This window comes from Sphingomonas sp. BT-65 (assembly GCF_026107375.2).
Lineage (GTDB): Bacteria > Pseudomonadota > Alphaproteobacteria > Sphingomonadales > Sphingomonadaceae > Sphingomonas.
The window spans coordinates 368367-386164 of sequence record NZ_JAPCIA010000001.1; the positions used below are offsets into that span (position 1 = coordinate 368367).

A 17798-nucleotide genomic window follows, 5' to 3' on the forward strand; every position below is an offset into this window, starting at 1 on the left:
GCTCACGCCACCGGCTGCACCGGCGTCGCGGGCGGGTCGCCGTCCGGTTGCGGGGCCGGCACATCGATATCGGGCGCGGGTGGGTGGATCTCGGGCCCGCCCGGAGTCGGCTGCCCGGGAAGCGGGGCAGGGGGCGCCTCGGGCGGCGGGATGCTCGGCTTGGCCGGTTCGGGCTGGCCGGGGATCGGGGGTTCGACGGGCAAATCGGGTCTCCTTTTGCTGCCTCAACGCGCCGCCCGGGCGCCCGGTTGCTTCGCGCTTGCCCCCGCCCCATGCCTTGCTATAGAGCCCGCCGACCTGCGGTGTCCCTGAATGCGGGCGTGGCGGAACTGGTAGACGCGCTGGATTTAGGTTCCAGTATCGCAAGATGTGGGGGTTCGAGTCCCTTCGCCCGCACCAGTCCGCCGCCCGGCGCTCGGGCGGACGCCGCAAAACCGATTCCACTTCCAGAGCAGGAAGCCTGATTGAAATGCAGACTGTCGAGACGTTGAACGAGGGCCTGAAGCGCGCCTACACCCTGAAGATCACCGCGAAGGACATCGACTCGCGCGTCGATGCCGAGGTGAAGCGCGTGGCGCCCCAGATCCGCATGCCCGGCTTCCGCCCCGGCAAGGTCCCCACCAACCTCGTCCGCAAGATGCATGGCGAGGCGCTGACCCAGGACGCGCTCAACACCACGATCCAGGAAGGTGTGCAGAAGCTGATCGCCGACCACAAGCTGCGCCCCGCGATGCAGCCCTCGGTCAGCCTCGAAGGCGACTTCGCCCCGGGCAAGGACGCCGAGGTCAAGGTCGAGCTCGAAGTGCTGCCCGACGTGCCCGCGCCCTCGATCGAGGGCCTCAAGCTCGAGCGCTTGCTCGTCCCCGTCGACGAGAGCGCGATCGACGCGCAGCTCCAGCAGATCGCCGGCCAGCAGAAGGCGTGGGAAGACGCCAAGCCCAGCTACAAGGCCAAGCAGGGTGACCAGGTCACGATGGACTTCCTCGGCAAGGTCGACGGCGTCGCGTTCGAGGGCGGCACCGGCGAGGCGATGGCGGTCGAGATCGGCTCGGGCCGCCTGATCCCGGGCTTCGAGGACCAGATCGTCGGCGTCAAGGCGGGCGACGAGAAGCAGATCGAGGTGACCTTCCCCGCGGACTATGGCGTCGACACGCTCGCCGGCAAGCCCGCGACCTTCGACCTCAAGATCACCGCGGTGAAAACCGCCGGCGAGACCAAGGTCGACGAGGATTTCGCGAAGAATCTCGGCCTCGAGAGTCTCGACCAGCTGCGCACCATCCTCAAGAGCCAGCTCGAGAGCGAGACCGGCGGTCTGACGCGCACCTATATGAAGCGTAAGCTGCTCGACCAGCTCGCCGCGGGCCACGATTTCCCGGTCCCGCCGTCGATGGTCGAGGCCGAGTTCAACCAGATCTGGGCACAGCTCGAGCATGAGGCGAGCCACGAGGAAGACCCCGAGGCCGCGCGCAAGGAGCTGGAGAGCGAGAAGGACGATTACCACGCGATCGCCGAGCGCCGCGTGCGCCTCGGCCTGCTTCTCTCGGAGATCGGCCAGGCGAACGGCATCGAGGTGAGCCAGGCCGAGATGAACCGCCTGATCGCTCAGGCCGCGCAGCAGTATCGCCCCGAGGACCAGCAGCGCTTCGTCCAGTATATCCAGCAGGAGCCGATGGCGGCCGCCCAGCTGCGCGCGCCGCTCTATGAGGACAAGGTCGTCGACTTCCTGTTCGAGAAGGCCGAGGTCACCGAGCGCGAAGTGACCCGCGAGGAGCTGGAAGCCGCGATCGAGAGCGAGGAGGGCGCCGTCCCCCACGTCCACGGCCCGGGCTGCGGTCACGACCACGACCATGACCACGACCACAAGCCGGCGAAAAAGGCCAAGGCCAAGAAGGCCGACGAGGCTCCCGCCGCTGAAGCCGCCGAAGAAGTGAAGCCGGCCAAGAAGGCGGCCGCCAAGAAGGAAGCCAAGGCTGAGGAGGCTCCGGCCGCCGAGAAGGCCGAGGCCCCCGCCAAGAAGGCCCCGGCCAAGAAGGCCGCTGCCAAGGCCGACGACGCGGCTGCGGAAGCGCCCAAGAAGAAGGCCCCGGCCAAGAAGAAGGCGGACTGATCCCAATTCCCTCTCCCATTGGGAGAGGGAGGGAGCCGCGAAGCGGCGGACGGGTAAGGGCAGGGGTGGTTGCGAAACCGCGCACCCTCATCCAAGCTACGCTAAGCGCCTGCGGCGCCAAGCTGCGCTATCCTTCTCCCACCGGGAGAAGGTAGGGGGAAAGAATGGCGACCGAACCGCGCATTGCAGTGATCCTGCCCTGCTACAATGAGGAGGCCGCGATCGGGCAGACCGTCGCGGCCTTTCGCGCGTCGCTTCCCGGTGCCGCGATCCACGTCTACGACAACAACAGCAGCGACCGCACCGCCGATGTCGCGCGTGAAGCCGGCGCGATCGTCCGCGGCGAGCGGATGCAGGGCAAGGGTAATGTCGTGCGCCGCATGTTCGCCGATGTCGATGCCGACATCTACGTCATGGCCGATGGCGACGCGACCTATGACGCCGCCGCCGCGCCCGCGATGATCGCGAAGGTGCTGGACGAGGGCCTCGACATGGTCGTCGGCACGCGCATGCACGAGGCGGCGGACGCCTATCGCCGCGGCCATGTGCTCGGCAACCGCGCGATGACCGGGCTGCTCGCGCGCCTGTTCGGGCGCAGCTTCACCGATATCTTCTCGGGCTATCGCGTCTTCTCGCGCCGTTTCGTCAAGAGCTTCCCGGTGCTCTCCGCCGGGTTCGAGATCGAGACCGAGATCAGCGTCCACGCGCTCGAGCTCAAGATGCCGGTGGGGGAGGTGGAGACCCGCTATCTCGCCCGGCCCGATGGCTCGGCATCGAAGCTCTCGACCTACAGCGACGGCTTCCGTATCGCGCGCACGATCCTCACCCTCTACCGGATCGAGAAGCCGATGCTGTTCTTCGGCTGGATTGGCGCGCTGCTCGCGCTCATCGCGCTCATTCTCGCGGTGCCGCTGGTGATCACCTATGCGCAGACCGGCCTGGTGCCGCGCTTCCCGACTGCGATTCTCGCCACCGGCCTCGTAATCCTCTCGGCGCTCAGCCTGTTCGCCGGGCTGATCCTCGACACGGTGGTGCGCGGCCGGCGCGAGATGCGCCGGCTCGCCTATCTCGCCCAGCCGGGGCCGCTGCGCTGAGCGAGGCTGGGCTCAGTCAACGCCATCACGAACAACGCAAAGCCCGCCGCCATCGGCCAAGCGAGAATGCGGTCCATGAACCAGGCGTGCTGGGCGGTGTGCTGCCAGAACACCACCATCCATAGCGGGATGACGATCGCCGAACCGGCCATCGCCACTGCGCGAAACCGCGCCGCCGGGCACGCCGTGGCGCGCAGCCGGCCATAGCCCCACCCGCCCAGCGCGAGCGCGAGCAGCAATGCGCCGAGCGCGAGCCAGTGCATCCCGGGCGCCATCGCTTCGACCCCGGCCCAGACGCGGCCGAAGAACTCGGGCCAGCCCGCGGTGCCGTCGGGATTGTCCGCGTGGCTCATCCCGGTGCGGAACAGGAGCTGTCCTCCCGCTCCGGCGAGCGGGCCGGGTCCAAAGGTCGTCACGATCAGCACCAGCTTGGCCGCGGCCATCGTGACCGCTCCCACGACGAAGGCGAGCGCGCACTCGCCGGTCGTGGCAATGATCCGCCGGTCGCCCGCGAGCGTCAGCGGCACGCAGCCGATCGTCACTGCGAGACCCAGCGGCAATCCGCCGGTGATGAACTCGAACGCCATTGTCAGCGCGCCGAACACCGCGCAGCCGATCAGCGCGGTCGCGGGGGCGAGCGGGCGGCTCGCCGATGCCCGGCACAGGAATAGCAGGAACAGCAGCAGCACCAGATCGGCGGGGCCGTGACCGAGCGACTGACCGAAGGATTCGAGCCCGAACCATCGCGCGAACGTGGCGAACACCACCAGCCACACGGCGTTCGTCCCGGGCCGACGGCCTTGTGCCAGCCCGAGCGCGGCGAAGGCGAACCCGGCCAGCAGCGCAAGCGAGAGCGCGAGCTTGTAGAAACCGCGCAGGCCCTCGACCCCGAATGCGGGGAGCAGGAGGCGCGTGACGCTCGTATGGGCATGGAGATAGTTGTGATAGAAACGCGGCACGTCGCGCGCTCGATCGTCGGCGAGCGCCTTTAGCGCGCCGCACAGATTAGCGGTGCCGATCGGTGCCGACAGAGGCGTGACCGCCAGCTGCGCGGCCGGCGCGCGGTTGTCGATCGCCTGATATAGGATCAGGCAATCGAGGAACTGGTGCGCACCGATCTCGACGTCGCCCAGCCGCCATCCGGTCTGCAGCTCGAGCGTACCGGCGCCAAAGCTCGCCTGGATCGCGCGCTTGCCGGCATCGCGGTCGCTGCGCAGGCTGGCATTGGCCAGCGCGAAGAGCACCAGGAAGACGGCAAGCCCCGTTGCCACGGCGACCGCCGCCGCGCGCAGGAGCGCGAGCCTGGGCTGCGCGGATGCGCGCGCCATAACCGGCGTCGCTTCCACGGTCTCGTGAATCGTGTCGATACGGCTGCGGTCAAACATGCCGCTTCTTGGCGCAAAACCTCCTTCGCGGTGGTTAAGGGCGCGCATCCGCTCTGCGCGCCCGTGTCACGCCCGCCCTAGAAACGGTAAGCCAGGAACAGTCCGCCCTGCCACTGGTCGGGCGAGCCGCGCTCGGTGACCAGCGGTGCGTCGGCGGCGTCGCCGAGCAGGCGCGAATAGCCGCCCACCGCGGTCAGCATCCAGCGCGAGCCCAGCTGGTAGTTGAGGCTGAGCCCCGCGCCCACATCCTTGATCCCGCTCCCGGCGTCGAACACCGGGAGCCCGCTGGCGACGGACTGCGCCGGGGTGACGCTGAAATAGGTGCTCATATAGTCGCCGTCGGCCCAGCTCGCGCTGGCGCTGGCCGATGCGCTGAGCCGATCGGCCAGGTCGAAGCGGATCCCTGCCTCGCCTTCGCCGACCAGGCCATCATGGCCGCCCGCCACGTCCTTGACCAGCGAGGCGCGGAAGAAGGCCTGGCGGTACTCAACCGCCAGCGCGCCGCCGAGCTCGATCGCGAGGTCGACATCGCCGAGGCCGCGAAGGTCGCTGTTGCGATCCTCGGGCCGGTCGCGGCGATAGCGCGCGATCGGCCCCGCCTTGATCTGCAGGTCGTCGGACGGCTTCAGGCGCAGGATATTGATCCCGATCTCGGGTCCGCGGACATAGGCGAGATCGCGATAGGCGACTGAGATGAACGGGAAGGGCCGGACCTCGTGATCGTTCGATCCCTCATAGTCGTGGACGTACATCGCACCGGCGCCGATCATGACCTGCCAGTCGTCGCCCCCTTCCTCTTCGCGCTCCTGCGCGTGCGTCCGCGACATGGGCAAAGCGGCGAGGGGAATGGCGAGGATCAGCAGGGCGTGGCGCCAGGCGGGGAGGGAGCCGGCAAGGGTGAGGGACACGCGAAACAGGGGCATGGGCAGCACTCCAGGGGGGTGACGGGCTTATAGGTCTGCTCAGGCCTTCGCGGATTTCGCGCCCGTGACGGTGTGTTGCAGAGTGTTACGGCTGCAGACTCGATTCCGCCACCGGGCTAAGACGCCGCCCATGACGAGGAAGGAAAGCCCGCACATCCTGGTGGTGGACGACGATCGTCAGATCCGCACGATGCTCGCGCGCTATCTCAGCGACAACGGCCTGCGCGTCAGCGTCGCAGACGGCGGTCGCCAGATGGCCGAGCTCACTGGCAAATTCCGTTTCGACGTGGTCGTGCTCGACGTGATGATGCCGGGCGACGACGGGTTCACCTTGTGCCAGCGGTTGCGCGCGTCCAGCACGGTGCCGATCATCCTGCTTACCGCGCGCGGCGACGACACCGACCGCGTAATCGGGCTCGAGCTTGGCGCGGACGACTATGTCGCCAAGCCGTTCAATCCGCGCGAGCTGCTGGCCCGCATCCGCGCCGCGCTGCGCCGCGCTGCGATGTCCGCCGCCCCGCCGCCCGAGCCGTTCGCCGATCGCTTCCGCTTCGCCGGCTGGATGCTCGACACCAGCCGCCGCACGCTCGTCTCGCCCGCGGGCTCGCTGGTCGAACTCACCACTGGCGAGTTCGATCTGCTCGTCGCACTGGTCCAGCATCCGCAGCAGGTGCTGAGCCGCGACCAGTTGCTCGACTATGTCCATGGCCGCTCCAGCCTCAACATCGATCGCAGCGTCGACGTCCAGGTGAGCCGCCTGCGCCGCAAGATCGAGGCCGACCCGCAGGCGCCCGAGCTGGTCAAGACCGTGCGCAACGGCGGCTATTTCTTCTCCGTCACAGTCGAGCCGGTGACGGACGCATGAAACTCCGCTTGCCGCGGCTCAAGCTCGCCGCGCGGCTGGCGATCGCGATCGTCCTCGTCGCGGTGTCGTCCTTCTTGCTCGATCAGGCGCTGAGAACGATGATCCCGCCGCCGCCGTTCCTGGTCGCGCAGCGTTCCTGGCTGGTGGAGACGATCGTTCACGCGGCCCGCACTGACTGGGACGGAACGGAGCGACGAGCGGTTGGGCGCTTCCTCGATCTCCAGGTGCAGCCCGAGCCGGGCTTTTCCCAGGGCGGCGGGTCCGCCGACTTCGCCCGCGGTCTGCAGGCCTCGCTTGCCGAGGCGCTCGGAAGGCCGGCGGCCGATGTGCGTGTCCGGGCGGACACCTTCAGCGACAATTTCTGGGAGCGCTCGGCGACCACCTCGGTCGTGGTCATTCCCCGGCTGCCGATGCTGCTGAGCCCGCGGGAAGCGGCCAGCGATCGCTGGGAGCCGGAGCGCTTCGATCGCCTTCGGGGCCCGCTCGCCATGAAGGAAATCGCGGCGGGCCGCACCAGCGTGCTCGGCCGTCTCGACATCGCCGTGCGCCGGGGCGACGGCCGCTGGCTCGTGATGAATCCGCGTCAGATGGGGGATGCGCGCTGGCACTATATGCGCAATCTGCTGGCGATCGCAGGCAATCTGCTCATCCTCGCGATCTTCTCCTTCTGGATGGCGCGCAGCATCGTCGCGCCGCTGGGCCGGCTCGCCGGGGCGGCGGAGCGGCTCGGCCGGGATCGTGAGCCGACGCTGATCGGCGACATGCGCCTGCCCGAGTTTGCGGCGATCGCCGAGACGTTCGACGCGATGCAGCTTCGCCTCAAGCGCTTTGTCGACGAGCGCGTGCAGATGCTCGCCGCGATCTCGCACGACTTGCGCACCCCGCTCACCCGGCTCCGGCTGCTCGCCGAATATGTCGAGGACCCCGATCAGCGTGCCCAGCTCCAGTCCAACGTCGCCGAGATGGAGACGATGGTCGCCGATGCGCTCGCCTTCATGCGCGAGGAGGCGAGCCGCGAACCGATGGAGACGGTCGATCTCGCCACGCTGCTGATCAGCCTCGCCGATGCCTATCACGATCTTGGCGAGGACGTCGTCTACGAAGGCCCCGATCATCTCGACCTGCGCTGCCGCGCGGTGGCGATGCGGCGCGCCTTCGCCAACCTCATCGCCAATGGCTGCAAATATGGCGAGGCCGTCCACATACTCCTCGTGGACGGCGAGGAGGAGGTCTCGATCGCGTTCCGCGATCGCGGGCCCGGCATCCCGCCCGAGGATGCCGAGCGCGCGTTCGCCCCGTTCGTGCGGCTCGAAAGCTCGCGCGGGCGCGAGACCGGCGGCACCGGGCTCGGTCTCACGATCAGCCGCGACGTGATCCGCAGCCATGGCGGAGAGATCGGTTTCGAACGCGACCAATGCGGCTTCACCGTCCGGGTGCGGCTCCCGCGCCGCGCCGACTGAGCGGCGATCGGGCGCGCCGTTCACCGTCTTCCCCCCTTGCGCCGCGCAACCCGAGCGCCGATGTAGGCTGCGGGCAAAAACAACACGCACGAGATTCCCGCACATGCATCCCCTTATCGGTCAGATGACCGCCGATCCCGTCACCGGCGCGCTGGTTCCCATCGTCATCGAACAGTCGAGCCGCGGCGAGCGCAGCTTCGACATCTTCTCGCGGCTGCTGCGTGAGCGCATCATCTTCATCACCGGGCCGATCGAGGACCATATGGCCTCGCTGATCACCGCCCAGCTGCTTTTCCTCGAGTCCGAGAACCCGAAGAAGGACATCTGGATGTACATCAACTCGCCGGGCGGCGTGGTCACTGCCGGCATGGCGATCCACGACACCATGCAGTATATCCGCCCGCGCGTCGGCACGGTGTGCATCGGCCAGGCGGCGTCGATGGGCAGCTTCCTGCTCGCGGCCGGCGAGCCGGGCCTGCGCGTCGCGCTGACCAACGCCCGCATCATGGTGCATCAGCCCTCGGGCGGCGCGCAGGGCATGGCTTCGGACATCGAGATCCAGGCCAAGGAGATCCTGCGCATCAAGAAGCGCATGAACGACCTCTATGTGAAGTATACCGGCCAGCCGATCGAGAAGATCGAGACTGCGATGGACCGCGACACCTTCCTCGAGGCGGACGAGGCCAAGGCGTTCGGTCTGGTCGACGAAGTGTACGAAAAACGCCCGCAGCCCACTGACAGCGAGGGCGGGGCCGCTTAATCTCCCGCTCACCCTTGTTGGGGTAGAAGGCAAATTTGGATTGCCGGGGATGATCCCGGGTGTAGGATGCCGGGCTGCGTAAAGTGCCCGGCACGCGAAGGAAGACTGAATGACGAAGCTTAGCGGCGGCGATTCGAAGAGCACGCTCTACTGCTCGTTCTGCGGGAAGTCGCAGCACGAGGTGCGCAAGCTCATCGCCGGACCGACCGTGTTCATCTGCGACGAGTGCGTCGAGCTGTGCAACGACATCATCCGGGAGGAGACCAAATCGGCGCTCGTCTCGAAGAAGGATGGTGGCGTGCCCACGCCGCAGGAAATCTGCGACGTCCTCGACGATTACGTCATCGGCCAGTTCCGCGCGAAGCGCGTGCTGTCGGTCGCGGTGCACAATCACTACAAGCGGCTCAACCACGGCGCCAAGGGCGCCGATGTCGAGCTGAGCAAGTCCAACATCCTGCTCGTCGGCCCCACCGGCTGCGGCAAGACCTTGCTCGCCCAGACGCTGGCGCGCATCCTCGACGTGCCCTTCACCATGGCCGATGCGACCACGCTGACCGAGGCGGGTTATGTCGGCGAGGATGTCGAGAACATCATCCTCAAGCTGCTCCAGGCCTCCGACTATAATGTCGAGCGGGCGCAGCGCGGCATCGTCTATATCGACGAGATCGACAAGATCAGCCGCAAGGCCGAGAATCCGTCGATCACCCGCGACGTCTCGGGCGAGGGCGTGCAGCAGGCGCTGCTCAAGCTGATGGAGGGCACCACCGCGAGCGTCCCGCCGCAGGGCGGCCGCAAGCATCCGCAGCAGGAGTTCCTGCAGGTCGACACGACCAACATCCTGTTCATCTGCGGCGGCGCCTTCTCGGGCCTCGAGAAGATCATCGGCGACCGCCTGCAGGGCAAGTCGATCGGCTTCGGCGCCTATGTCGCCGCGCCCGAGGAGCGCCGCACCGGCGAGGTGCTGCGCCAGACCGAGCCCGAGGATCTGCTCAAGTTCGGCCTGATCCCCGAATTCGTCGGCCGTCTGCCGGTCGTCGCGACGCTCGAGGACCTCGACATCGAGGCGCTGGTCAAGATCCTGACCGAGCCCAAGAACGCGCTGGTCAAGCAGTATCAGAAACTGTTCGAGATGGAGAACGTCAAGCTCAGTTTCACCGACGACGCGCTCGTCTCGGTCTCCAAGAAGGCGATCGAGCGCAAGACCGGTGCGCGTGGCCTGCGCTCGATCCTCGAAGGCATCCTGCTCGACACGATGTTCGACCTGCCCAGCATGGACGGCGTCGACGAGGTTATGATCGACAAGGACGTGGTCGAGGGCCGCAAGGAGCCGATCCGCGTCTATGCCGAGAAGAAGAAGGCGGGTACCGGCGACGCGGCCTGATCCTGCCGGACATCGACGGAACGCGAGCGGGCGCCGGGCAACCGGCGCCCGCTTTGTTTCGTGATCATTTTGCATGTAGCTTAAGTCCTCCCCCGAAGGCGGTGGAGGGGTAGAACGCACGAGCGTGGCGATCGGCCTGAGCGTGACGCGGCTCGTGATGCGTGGGTATTGCGGCAGGGCGTCGCACCTTGCGGATTCCGGCGGCGGAAATCCTGCGCGACGTGGAACCGGTCGTCCGGCACATCATCGTCGTCGCGCGCGGAGAATACCCCTCCCCCTTCGGGGGAGGACTGACAACCTAGACTCAAGCTTCCCCGTTCCGCCCATTCCAGGCTATGCGAATTACCGCCTATCCCGGCGCGCATTCATCCGTAATCGAAGGACCCTCCATGCCGTCAGGTCTCGCCGCGCTTCTCGACGATGTCGCCGCCATCACCAAGCTCGCCGCTGCCTCGCTCGACGATGTCGGTGCCGCGGCGGGGAAGGCGGGGACCAAGGCCGCGGGCGTGGTGATCGACGATACCGCGGTCACCCCGCGCTACGTCACCGGCCTGACGCCCGATCGCGAGCTTCCGATCATCTGGAAGATCGCGCTCGGCTCGCTGCGCAACAAGCTGTTGCTGCTGCTCCCTGGCGCGTTGCTGCTCAGCTGGCTTCTGCCCTGGGCGATCACCCCGTTGCTCATGCTCGGTGGCGCGTTCCTGTGCTTCGAAGGGGCCGAGAAGGTGATCGAGGCGTTCGGTGCCGGCGATCATGGCGCCGAGGATGAGGCCGTCGGCGATCCCGCGCATCTCGAGGCCAGCAAGGTCGCCGGCGCGATCCGCACCGACCTCATCCTCTCGGCCGAGATCATGGCGATCGCGCTTGCCGACGTCGCGGACGAGCCCTTCCTCACCCGTGCCGCGGTGCTCGCGCTGGTCGGCCTTGCGATCACCGTCGGCGTCTATGGCGTGGTCGCGCTGATCGTGAAGATGGACGATATCGGCCTGCACCTTGCCCAGCGCGCCTCGCGCCTCGTTCAGATGGTCGGCCGCGGGTTGGTCAAGGGCATGCCGGTGGTGATGCAGGCGCTCTCGATCATCGGCACCGCGGCGATGATCTGGGTCGGCGGCGGCATCCTCGTCCATGGCGCCGCGCAACTCGGCTGGCACGCGCCGGAGGAGCTGATCCACCACGCCGCGGAGGCGGTGGGCCATGGGAACGGGCTCATCGGCTGGGTCGTTACGGCAATCGGATCGGGCATCGTCGGCCTCGTGCTCGGCGCGGCGATCGCGTTCGTCGTAGGGAAGCTGTTCCATGGGAAAGCCGACGCCCATTGAAGTCCGCGAGGCGACGCCGGCCGATCAGCCGCGCGTCGTCGCGACGTTGACCCGTGCCTTCGCCGAGGATCCCGTGGTCGCCTGGATCTTCCCCGACCCGCCAGTACGCGCCCGGCGCATGCCACGGGTGTTCGACATGTTCTTCGCGGGCACCGCGCCGCCCGGCATGCGCCTCGTCACGCCGGACTGCACCGCTGCGACGCTGTGGCACGCGCCAAACACGCCCGAGCAGGGCGGGTTGCGTGCGGCGTGGCGCATCTGGCGCGCGGCTGGCAGCGCCTTTTTCCGCTTCAAGCGCATCGGCGATGCGGTCGAGGCGCATTTCCCGCCGCAGCCCTTCTGGTATCTCCACATCGCCGGCGCCGACCCGGCGCATCAGGGCGAGGGGCTGGGCGCAGCGGTGGTGCAGGCCGGGCTCGACCGGATCGGCAATGCGACGGCCTATCTCGAGACCGCCAACCCGGCCAACCCCGGCTTCTACGCGAAGCTCGGCTTCCGTGTCCGCGACGAATGGGACGTTCCAGGCGGCGGACCGCATTTCTGGTCGATGATTCGCCCACAGAATTAACCAATTGGATTGGGGCGCAGTTTACCAATCACGCCGAAGCCTGACCCTCGCCGGGGGACGGCATGCGGAGGTGATCTTGCGATTCGACCGGGCGAGGCGCCCCATCTTCCCGCGCAGTCTCAGGCCGCGGATCTTCGCGCTGTGCTGCGTCAGCGCCTGCCTCCCGCTGTTCGCGCTCGCCATCTGGCAGGCCGCGCGCGACGCGATGGACTGGTCCACGCTCGGCATCGTGCTCGGCGCGACATTGATCGGCATCGCCTTCATCCTGCTCGCGATCGACAGCTTGCTCATCATGGTGCGGTCCGCGACCGAGGCGATCGCCTCGACCAATCGCCGCCAGCTCTCCGCGATCCGCGCGGTACGCCGGAACGAGATGTTCGGCGAGCTCATCGCCGGCATCGATCGCGTCGCAGAGGCGGCGCGGGCGCGCGTGGTCTCGCTCGACAGCGCCGCCTATCGCGATCCGCTGACCGGCCTGTGGAACCGCCGCGGCTTCCTCTCGCAGACCGCGGTGGCGGGGGAGGGGGCGGTCGCGCTGCTCGATCTCGACCAGTTCAAGGCGATCAACGAGCAATATGGCCGCGACGCCGGCGATCAGGTGTTGCGCGACTTCGCTGGCTTCCTGTCGCGCGTGCTGCGCAGCGGCGACATCGTCGCGCGCTGGGGCGGCGTGTCGTTCGCGGTGTTCTTCCCCGCCACAACCGAGCACGAGGCGGGGGTGATCCTCCACCGCCTGACCCGCCGCCTCGCCGCGGGCGCGGTCGAGGGGCCGGACACGATCCCGGTGTCCTTCTCGGGCGGCGTGGTCGATCTCGAGGGCGACCCGTTCGACCAGGCCGTCACCCGCGCCAGCGAAGCGCTCTCCGCCGCCAAGCGCAACGGCCGCGACCAGGTGCGGGTGGGGCGCAAGCATCTGCGGGCGGTGTAGGCCTCTTAGCCCTCTCCCGCTTGCGGGAGAGGATTGGGTGAGGGCCTTCTTCTTTGACCTATCGCCGCTGCATCGCCTCGATCGCCTCGCTCCGCCGCAGCACGCGCGCCATCGGGTCGACCACCACATGCGCGTCCGCAGGCGCGTCGATCGTCTCGCTCCCGCCCGCCATCGCGAGCTTACGCACCACGCCGTCCACCGCGACCTCGACCGGCAACGGGAAGGGGGCGCCCTTCGCCGTCTTCCAGCTCAGCGTCAGCTTGCCGCCCGCGCGCGCCTCGACCAGCTCGGGCAGCGCCGCCTCGCGCAGATAGACGTCGAAGAACCAGCTGAGATCACGCCCCGCCGCCGCGTTCATCAGCGTCTCGAACTCCGCCGTCGAGGCGAAGCGCGGTGCGAAATTGCCCGGCTTGGGATCGGGCCGACCATAGACCAGCCGCCGCGTCGCGTCGAAGAAAGCCTCGTCCCCGATCAGGTAGCGCAGCGTGTGCAGCACCCAGGCGCCTTTGTAGTAGATGTCCTGACCGGGTCCGCCCTGCTCCTCCTGATAGACCTGCTCGGAGGTCTTGACCTTGCCCGACACCAAGGGCTGGCGATTGAGGACGGACTTGCGCTGGTGCGCCATCATCGCGGCGTAGCGCGCCTCGCCCTCGCGCCACTGGCCGTAGAGCGGCTGCATGTACTGGCCATAGCCCTCGTGCAGCCAGAAATCGTCCCAGTTGGCCGCGGTCATCTGGTTGCCGAACCATTCGTGCGCCAGCTCGTGCTGGAACAGCCAGTCGAACCCGGTCTCATCCTTGCGATAGTCGTTGCCATAGGCGTTCACCGTCTGGTGCTCCATGCCCATATGCGGCGTCTCGACCACGCCCAGTTTCTCGTCGGCGAAGGGGAAGGGGCCGATCACGCTCTCGAAGAAATCGAGCGTCGGTGCGAACTCGGCGAACAGTCCTTGCGCCTGGCGTTCCTTGCCCGTCAGGTGCCACAGGTGCAGCGGCACCTTGTTGCCGAACTTGCTGTCATACGTTCCCTTGATCTCGCCATAGGGACCGATATTGATCGCGACGAGATAGGGGTTGATGTTCTTCGCCAGCCAGGTCCAGCGCGACATGCCGCCCGCGGCCGGCTCCACCGAGATGAGCTTGCCATTGGCGATCGCCTGGGTACCGGCGGGGGCGGTGATTGCGAGCTTGATCTCGGGCACCTCGCCCGCCGGAAAGTCGAGGCACGGCCAGTAGAGGTCGCAGCCATAGCCCTGCGCGGTGGTCGCGACCCATGGCTTGCCCTGCCAGCTCGACCACACGATGCCGTCGTCCCATGGCGCGTTGACCGCCTCGTGCGGCCGCCCGGCATAGCTGATCTTCGCCACGACCTTGCCGCCCGCCGGAACCGGCTTGGGCAGGTCGATCACCAGCCCCCCGTCGGGATTGCGCCATGCACCGGATTTGAGCGCCGCGCCGTCGATCAGGATTCCCGAAACCGCATAATTCTTGTCGAGGTCGATCAGCAGCCGGGTCTGCGCGATGCGTGTCGATAGCGCCAGTTCCGCCACCCCGGAGAGGAATCGCTTTTCGGGCTCGATCCGAACATCGACCACGACATGTTCCACTTTCAGCGCCGCGCGCTCCGGCTCGATCTCGCCGCCCGAGCGCATCGTCACGGGCGTGATCGGCGGTTCGCCCTTCTGCGCAAGTGCCGGGGAACAAAGCAGAAATGCGGCTGTCCACAGCCCCCGATTGATGCCACGCCCCCACACCCCATATAGATAGGCGACTCCGCTCCCTGCGGCGGACCCTGGAGTACACATGAAGTCCACCTATCCCGTCCTCCCGCTCCGCGACATCGTCGTCTTCCCGCACATGATCGTGCCGCTGTTCGTCGGCCGCGACAAGTCGGTCGCCGCGCTCGAAGCGGCGATGAACGACGACAAGGAGATCTTCCTCGTCGCGCAGCTCGATCCGGCGCAGGACGATCCCGGCCGCGAGGATCTCTACGACATCGGCGTGTCGGCCGAGGTGATGCAGCTGCTCAAGCTTCCCGACGGTACCGTGCGCGTGCTGGTCGCGGGCAAGGAGCGCGGCAAGCTCGAGATGGTGGAGGAAAAGGGCGGGTTCCTCACGGCCACTGTCGCGCCGGTCGAGGAGAAGGAGGTCGAGGGTACCGAACTCCAGGCGCTGATGCGCTCGGTGGTCGACCAGTTCGAGAATTACGCCAAGCTCAACCGCAAGCTGCCCGCCGAAACCGCGGTCCAGCTCGGTGAGATCGAGGAGGCCTCGCGCCTCGCCGACGCGATCGCCGGCAACATCGCGGTCAAGGTCGCCGACAAGCAGTCGCTGCTGGTCGAGACCGATCCGCACAAGCGGCTCGAGATGGTGTTCGCTTTCATGGAGGGCGAACTCGGCGTGCTTCAGGTCGAGAAGAAGATCCGCTCGCGCGTCAAGCGCCAGATGGAGAAGACCCAGCGCGAATATTATCTCAACGAGCAGCTGAAGGCGATCCAGCGCGAGCTGGGCAATGAGGGCGAGGAAGGCGAGGGCGACGAGATCGCCGAGCTGACCCAGAAGATCGCCACGCTCAAGCTGTCGAAGGAAGCGCGCGCCAAGGCACAGGGCGAGCTCAAGAAGCTCAAGACCATGGCGCCGATGAGCGCCGAGGCGACCGTCGTGCGCAACTATCTCGACGTGCTGCTCGGCCTGCCCTGGGGCAAGAAGTCGAAGCTCAAAAAGGACCTGGTCGAGGCCGAGGCGGTGCTCGACGCGGATCACTATGGCCTGGAGAAGGTCAAGGACCGCATCGTCGAGTATCTCGCGGTGCAGGCGCGCACCAACAAGCTCAAGGGCCCGATCCTGTGCCTCGTCGGCCCGCCGGGCGTAGGTAAGACCTCGCTGGGCAAGAGCATCGCCAAGGCAACGGGCCGCGAGTTCATCCGCCAGTCGCTCGGCGGCGTGCGCGACGAGGCCGAGATCCGCGGCCACCGCCGCACCTATATCGGCTCGCTGCCGGGCAAGATCGTGTCGAACCTCAAAAAGGCCGGCACCTCCAATCCACTGTTCCTGCTCGACGAGATCGACAAGCTCGGCCAGGATTTCCGCGGCGATCCCGCCTCGGCGCTGCTCGAAGTGCTTGATCCGGAGCAGAACAGCAAGTTCAACGATCATTATCTGGAGATTGATGTCGATCTTTCAGACGTGATGTTCGTGACGACCGCCAACTCGTTGAATTTGCCGCAACCTTTGCTCGACCGAATGGAGATCATCCGGCTCGAAGGCTATACCGAGGACGAGAAGGTCGAGATCGCGACCCGCCACCTGGTCGAGAAGCAGATCGACGCCCATGGCCTCAAGGCCGAGGAGTTCGAGCTCACCCAGGAGGGTCTGCGCGACCTGATCCGCTACTATACCCGCGAGGCCGGCGTCCGTACGCTGGAGCGCGAGATCGCCAAGCTCGCGCGCAAGGCGCTGCGCCGCATCCTGGAGGGCAAGGCGGAGAGCGTCGTGGTGACGCCCGAGAACCTCCACGAGTTCGCCGGCGTGCGGAAATACCGCTTCGGCATCGGCGAGGAGGAGCACCAGATCGGCGCCGTCACCGGCCTCGCCTGGACCGAGGTGGGCGGCGAGCTGCTGACGATCGAGAGCGTGACCGTGCCCGGCAAGGGCGCGATCAAGACCACTGGCAAGCTCGGCGACGTGATGAAGGAGTCGGTCGAGGCCGCGTTCAGCTTCATCAAGGCGCGTGCGCCCGCCTATGGCATCAAGCCGAGCATCTTCGCGCGCAAGGACATCCATATCCACTTGCCCGAGGGCGCGGTGCCCAAGGACGGGCCCTCGGCGGGCATCGGCATCGTCACCGCGATCGTCTCGACGCTCACCGGCGTGCCGGTGCGCAAGGACGTGGCGATGACCGGCGAGGTCACGCTGCGCGGTCGCGCGCTGCCGATCGGCGGGCTCAAGGAGAAGCTGCTCGCGGCGATGCGCGGCGGGATCACCACGGTGCTCATCCCGCAGGAGAATGAGAAGGATCTCGCCGAGATCCCGACCAACATCCGCGAGGGGCTCAAGATCGTTCCGGTGGCGCATGTCGACGAGGTGCTCAAGCTCGCGCTGACCGAGCCGCTTGCCGCGATCGACTGGACCGAGGCGGATGAGCTCGCGGCGCAGCCGCCCGCGCCAGTGACGGGGGCAGAGGCGCTCCGTCACTAGGTTGACGGCGCCTAAGGGCAGATTCTCGTGTGGTTTTGGCGCATTTTGCGCGCTTTCCGCTTTACAGCGACGGGTCAAGTCTGTTTGCTGCCCCACCGGCGTTTCGGCGCCGCGAGTCTTCTCATCACAAAAGCCACAGAAGAGCAGGGGTTCTAAGGGCATGAACAAGCAGGAACTGATCGCGACGGTCGCCGACACCGCTGGCCTCAGCAAGGGTGATGCGAGCAAGGCTGTGGAAGCCGTCTTCGACGCGGTCACCACCGCGCTCAAGAAGGGCGATGAAGTCCGTCTCGTCGGCTTCGGCACGTTCTCGGTCTCGAAGCGCAAGGCGTCGACCGGCCGCAACCCGCGCACGGGCGAGCCGATGGCGATCAAGGCCTCGTCGCAGCCCAAGTTCAAGGCCGGCAAGGGCCTCAAGGACGCGGTCAACTGACCACCATGAATTGAATTGGGCGACGGGGCTGGACAAGCCCGCTCCGTCCCCCTAGAGGCTCCGCTCCCCGGCCGGGCTCGCTTTGGCAGGGGTGCTTTGGTTCGCCGGAGCTTGGGCGCGTAGCTCAGTGGTAGAGCACTGTGTTCACACCGCAGGGGTCGCAAGTTCAATCCTTGCCGCGCCCACCATCCGCAAAGACCCGCCGGGCGCCGCCTGGCGGGTTTTTCTTTGCCCGCGCCGCATGCGTGCTCCGCCATTTCCCACCGCTGCGACGATCGTCACTAATCCGTCACAATTGAGTCACCGAACTTTCTCCGAAATCCCATCCGGGAGTCACGTGACATGCCTAGCGCGGCCCTGCGATCGGCAGGGGGATGTT

General features: G+C 67.2%; 15 protein-coding genes and 2 tRNA genes. 13 read left to right on the plus strand and 4 right to left on the minus strand.

All coding sequences use genetic code 11. The features are described 5' to 3' along the window. Nucleotides 1-2 precede the first annotated feature (2 nt). Nucleotides 3-203 carry a hypothetical protein gene (locus tag OK349_RS01835; RefSeq protein WP_265116132.1) on the minus strand — a complete coding sequence of 67 codons (201 nt, stop codon included), beginning with the start codon at nt 201-203 and terminating at the stop codon, nt 3-5. A 111-nt stretch (nt 204-314) separates the two neighbouring features. Between OK349_RS01835 and OK349_RS01840 the strand changes: the two genes are divergently transcribed. The 3 genes from OK349_RS01840 to OK349_RS01850 all read left to right on the plus strand — a co-directional run bounded on the left by OK349_RS01840 (nt 315) and on the right by OK349_RS01850 (nt 3201). Continuing rightward, nucleotides 315-399: transfer RNA gene (locus OK349_RS01840), tRNA-Leu, on the plus strand. Between the two features lie 70 nt (nt 400-469). Then, complete coding sequence (tig, locus tag OK349_RS01845) at nt 470-2107, plus strand: trigger factor (protein WP_265116133.1); 1638 nt, start codon at nt 470-472, stop codon at nt 2105-2107. A 164-nt stretch (nt 2108-2271) separates the two neighbouring features. Further along, on the plus strand, nt 2272-3201 hold the full coding sequence (locus OK349_RS01850; protein WP_265116134.1) for a glycosyltransferase family 2 protein: 930 nt from the start codon (nt 2272-2274) through the stop codon (nt 3199-3201). Here the strand turns inward: OK349_RS01850 and OK349_RS01855 are convergent. After that, complete coding sequence (locus OK349_RS01855) at nt 3171-4586, minus strand: hypothetical protein (protein ID WP_265116135.1); 1416 nt, start codon at nt 4584-4586, stop codon at nt 3171-3173. The two genes, OK349_RS01850 and OK349_RS01855, sit on opposite strands and share 31 nt — an antisense overlap. Before the next feature lie 77 nt (nt 4587-4663). Beyond that, nucleotides 4664-5509: a MipA/OmpV family protein gene (locus OK349_RS01860; protein ID WP_265116136.1), complete on the minus strand. Its 846-nt coding sequence runs from the start codon at nt 5507-5509 to the stop codon at nt 4664-4666. Nucleotides 5510-5639: 130 nt separating this feature from the next. Between OK349_RS01860 and OK349_RS01865 the strand changes: the two genes are divergently transcribed. The 7 genes from OK349_RS01865 (at nt 5640) to OK349_RS01895 (ending at nt 12790) form a co-directional block, all read left to right on the plus strand. After that, nucleotides 5640-6374: a response regulator gene (locus tag OK349_RS01865; RefSeq protein ID WP_265116137.1), complete on the plus strand. Its 735-nt coding sequence runs from the start codon at nt 5640-5642 to the stop codon at nt 6372-6374. Further along, nucleotides 6371-7834, plus strand: coding sequence for a sensor histidine kinase (locus OK349_RS01870; RefSeq protein ID WP_265116138.1), 1464 nt, complete (start codon nt 6371-6373; stop codon nt 7832-7834). The genes OK349_RS01865 and OK349_RS01870 overlap by 4 nt, the downstream gene beginning before the upstream one ends. A 124-nt stretch (nt 7835-7958) precedes the next feature. Then, nucleotides 7959-8594, plus strand: coding sequence for an ATP-dependent Clp protease proteolytic subunit (locus tag OK349_RS01875; RefSeq protein ID WP_265116139.1), 636 nt, complete (start codon nt 7959-7961; stop codon nt 8592-8594). Nucleotides 8595-8703: 109 nt separating this feature from the next. Further along, on the plus strand, nt 8704-9975 hold the full coding sequence (clpX, locus tag OK349_RS01880) for an ATP-dependent Clp protease ATP-binding subunit ClpX (RefSeq protein ID WP_265116140.1): 1272 nt from the start codon (nt 8704-8706) through the stop codon (nt 9973-9975). 389 nt (nt 9976-10364) lie between these two features. Next, entirely contained in the window at nt 10365-11294 is a 930-nt protein-coding gene (locus OK349_RS01885) for a DUF808 domain-containing protein (RefSeq protein WP_265116141.1), read from the plus strand. After that, nucleotides 11272-11862, plus strand: a complete 591-nt coding sequence (locus tag OK349_RS01890; RefSeq protein ID WP_265116142.1) for a GNAT family N-acetyltransferase — start codon at nt 11272-11274, stop codon at nt 11860-11862. Before OK349_RS01885 ends, OK349_RS01890 begins: the two co-directional genes overlap by 23 nt. A gap of 76 nt (nt 11863-11938) precedes the next feature. Continuing rightward, nucleotides 11939-12790 (plus strand): GGDEF domain-containing protein, encoded by an 852-nt coding sequence (locus tag OK349_RS01895; protein WP_265116143.1) that lies wholly within the window; start codon nt 11939-11941, stop codon nt 12788-12790. A 58-nt stretch (nt 12791-12848) separates the two neighbouring features. Here OK349_RS01895 and OK349_RS01900 read toward each other — a convergent pair whose 3' ends face one another. Continuing rightward, on the minus strand, nt 12849-14441 hold the full coding sequence (locus OK349_RS01900; protein WP_265118508.1) for a M1 family metallopeptidase: 1593 nt from the start codon (nt 14439-14441) through the stop codon (nt 12849-12851). Between the two features lie 151 nt (nt 14442-14592). Here OK349_RS01900 and lon point away from each other — a divergent pair, with 151 nt between their 5' ends. From lon to OK349_RS01915, 3 genes are all read left to right on the plus strand, one after another. Further along, nucleotides 14593-16986: an endopeptidase La gene (gene lon, locus OK349_RS01905; RefSeq protein ID WP_265116144.1), complete on the plus strand. Its 2394-nt coding sequence runs from the start codon at nt 14593-14595 to the stop codon at nt 16984-16986. A gap of 160 nt (nt 16987-17146) precedes the next feature. After that, the gene (locus OK349_RS01910) at nt 17147-17419 is read left to right on the plus strand and encodes an HU family DNA-binding protein (RefSeq protein ID WP_265116145.1); all 273 of its coding nucleotides are present in this window, start codon (nt 17147-17149) and stop codon (nt 17417-17419) included. A gap of 113 nt (nt 17420-17532) precedes the next feature. Next, nucleotides 17533-17607, plus strand: a tRNA-Val gene (locus OK349_RS01915). Nucleotides 17608-17798: the final 191 nt, after the last annotated feature.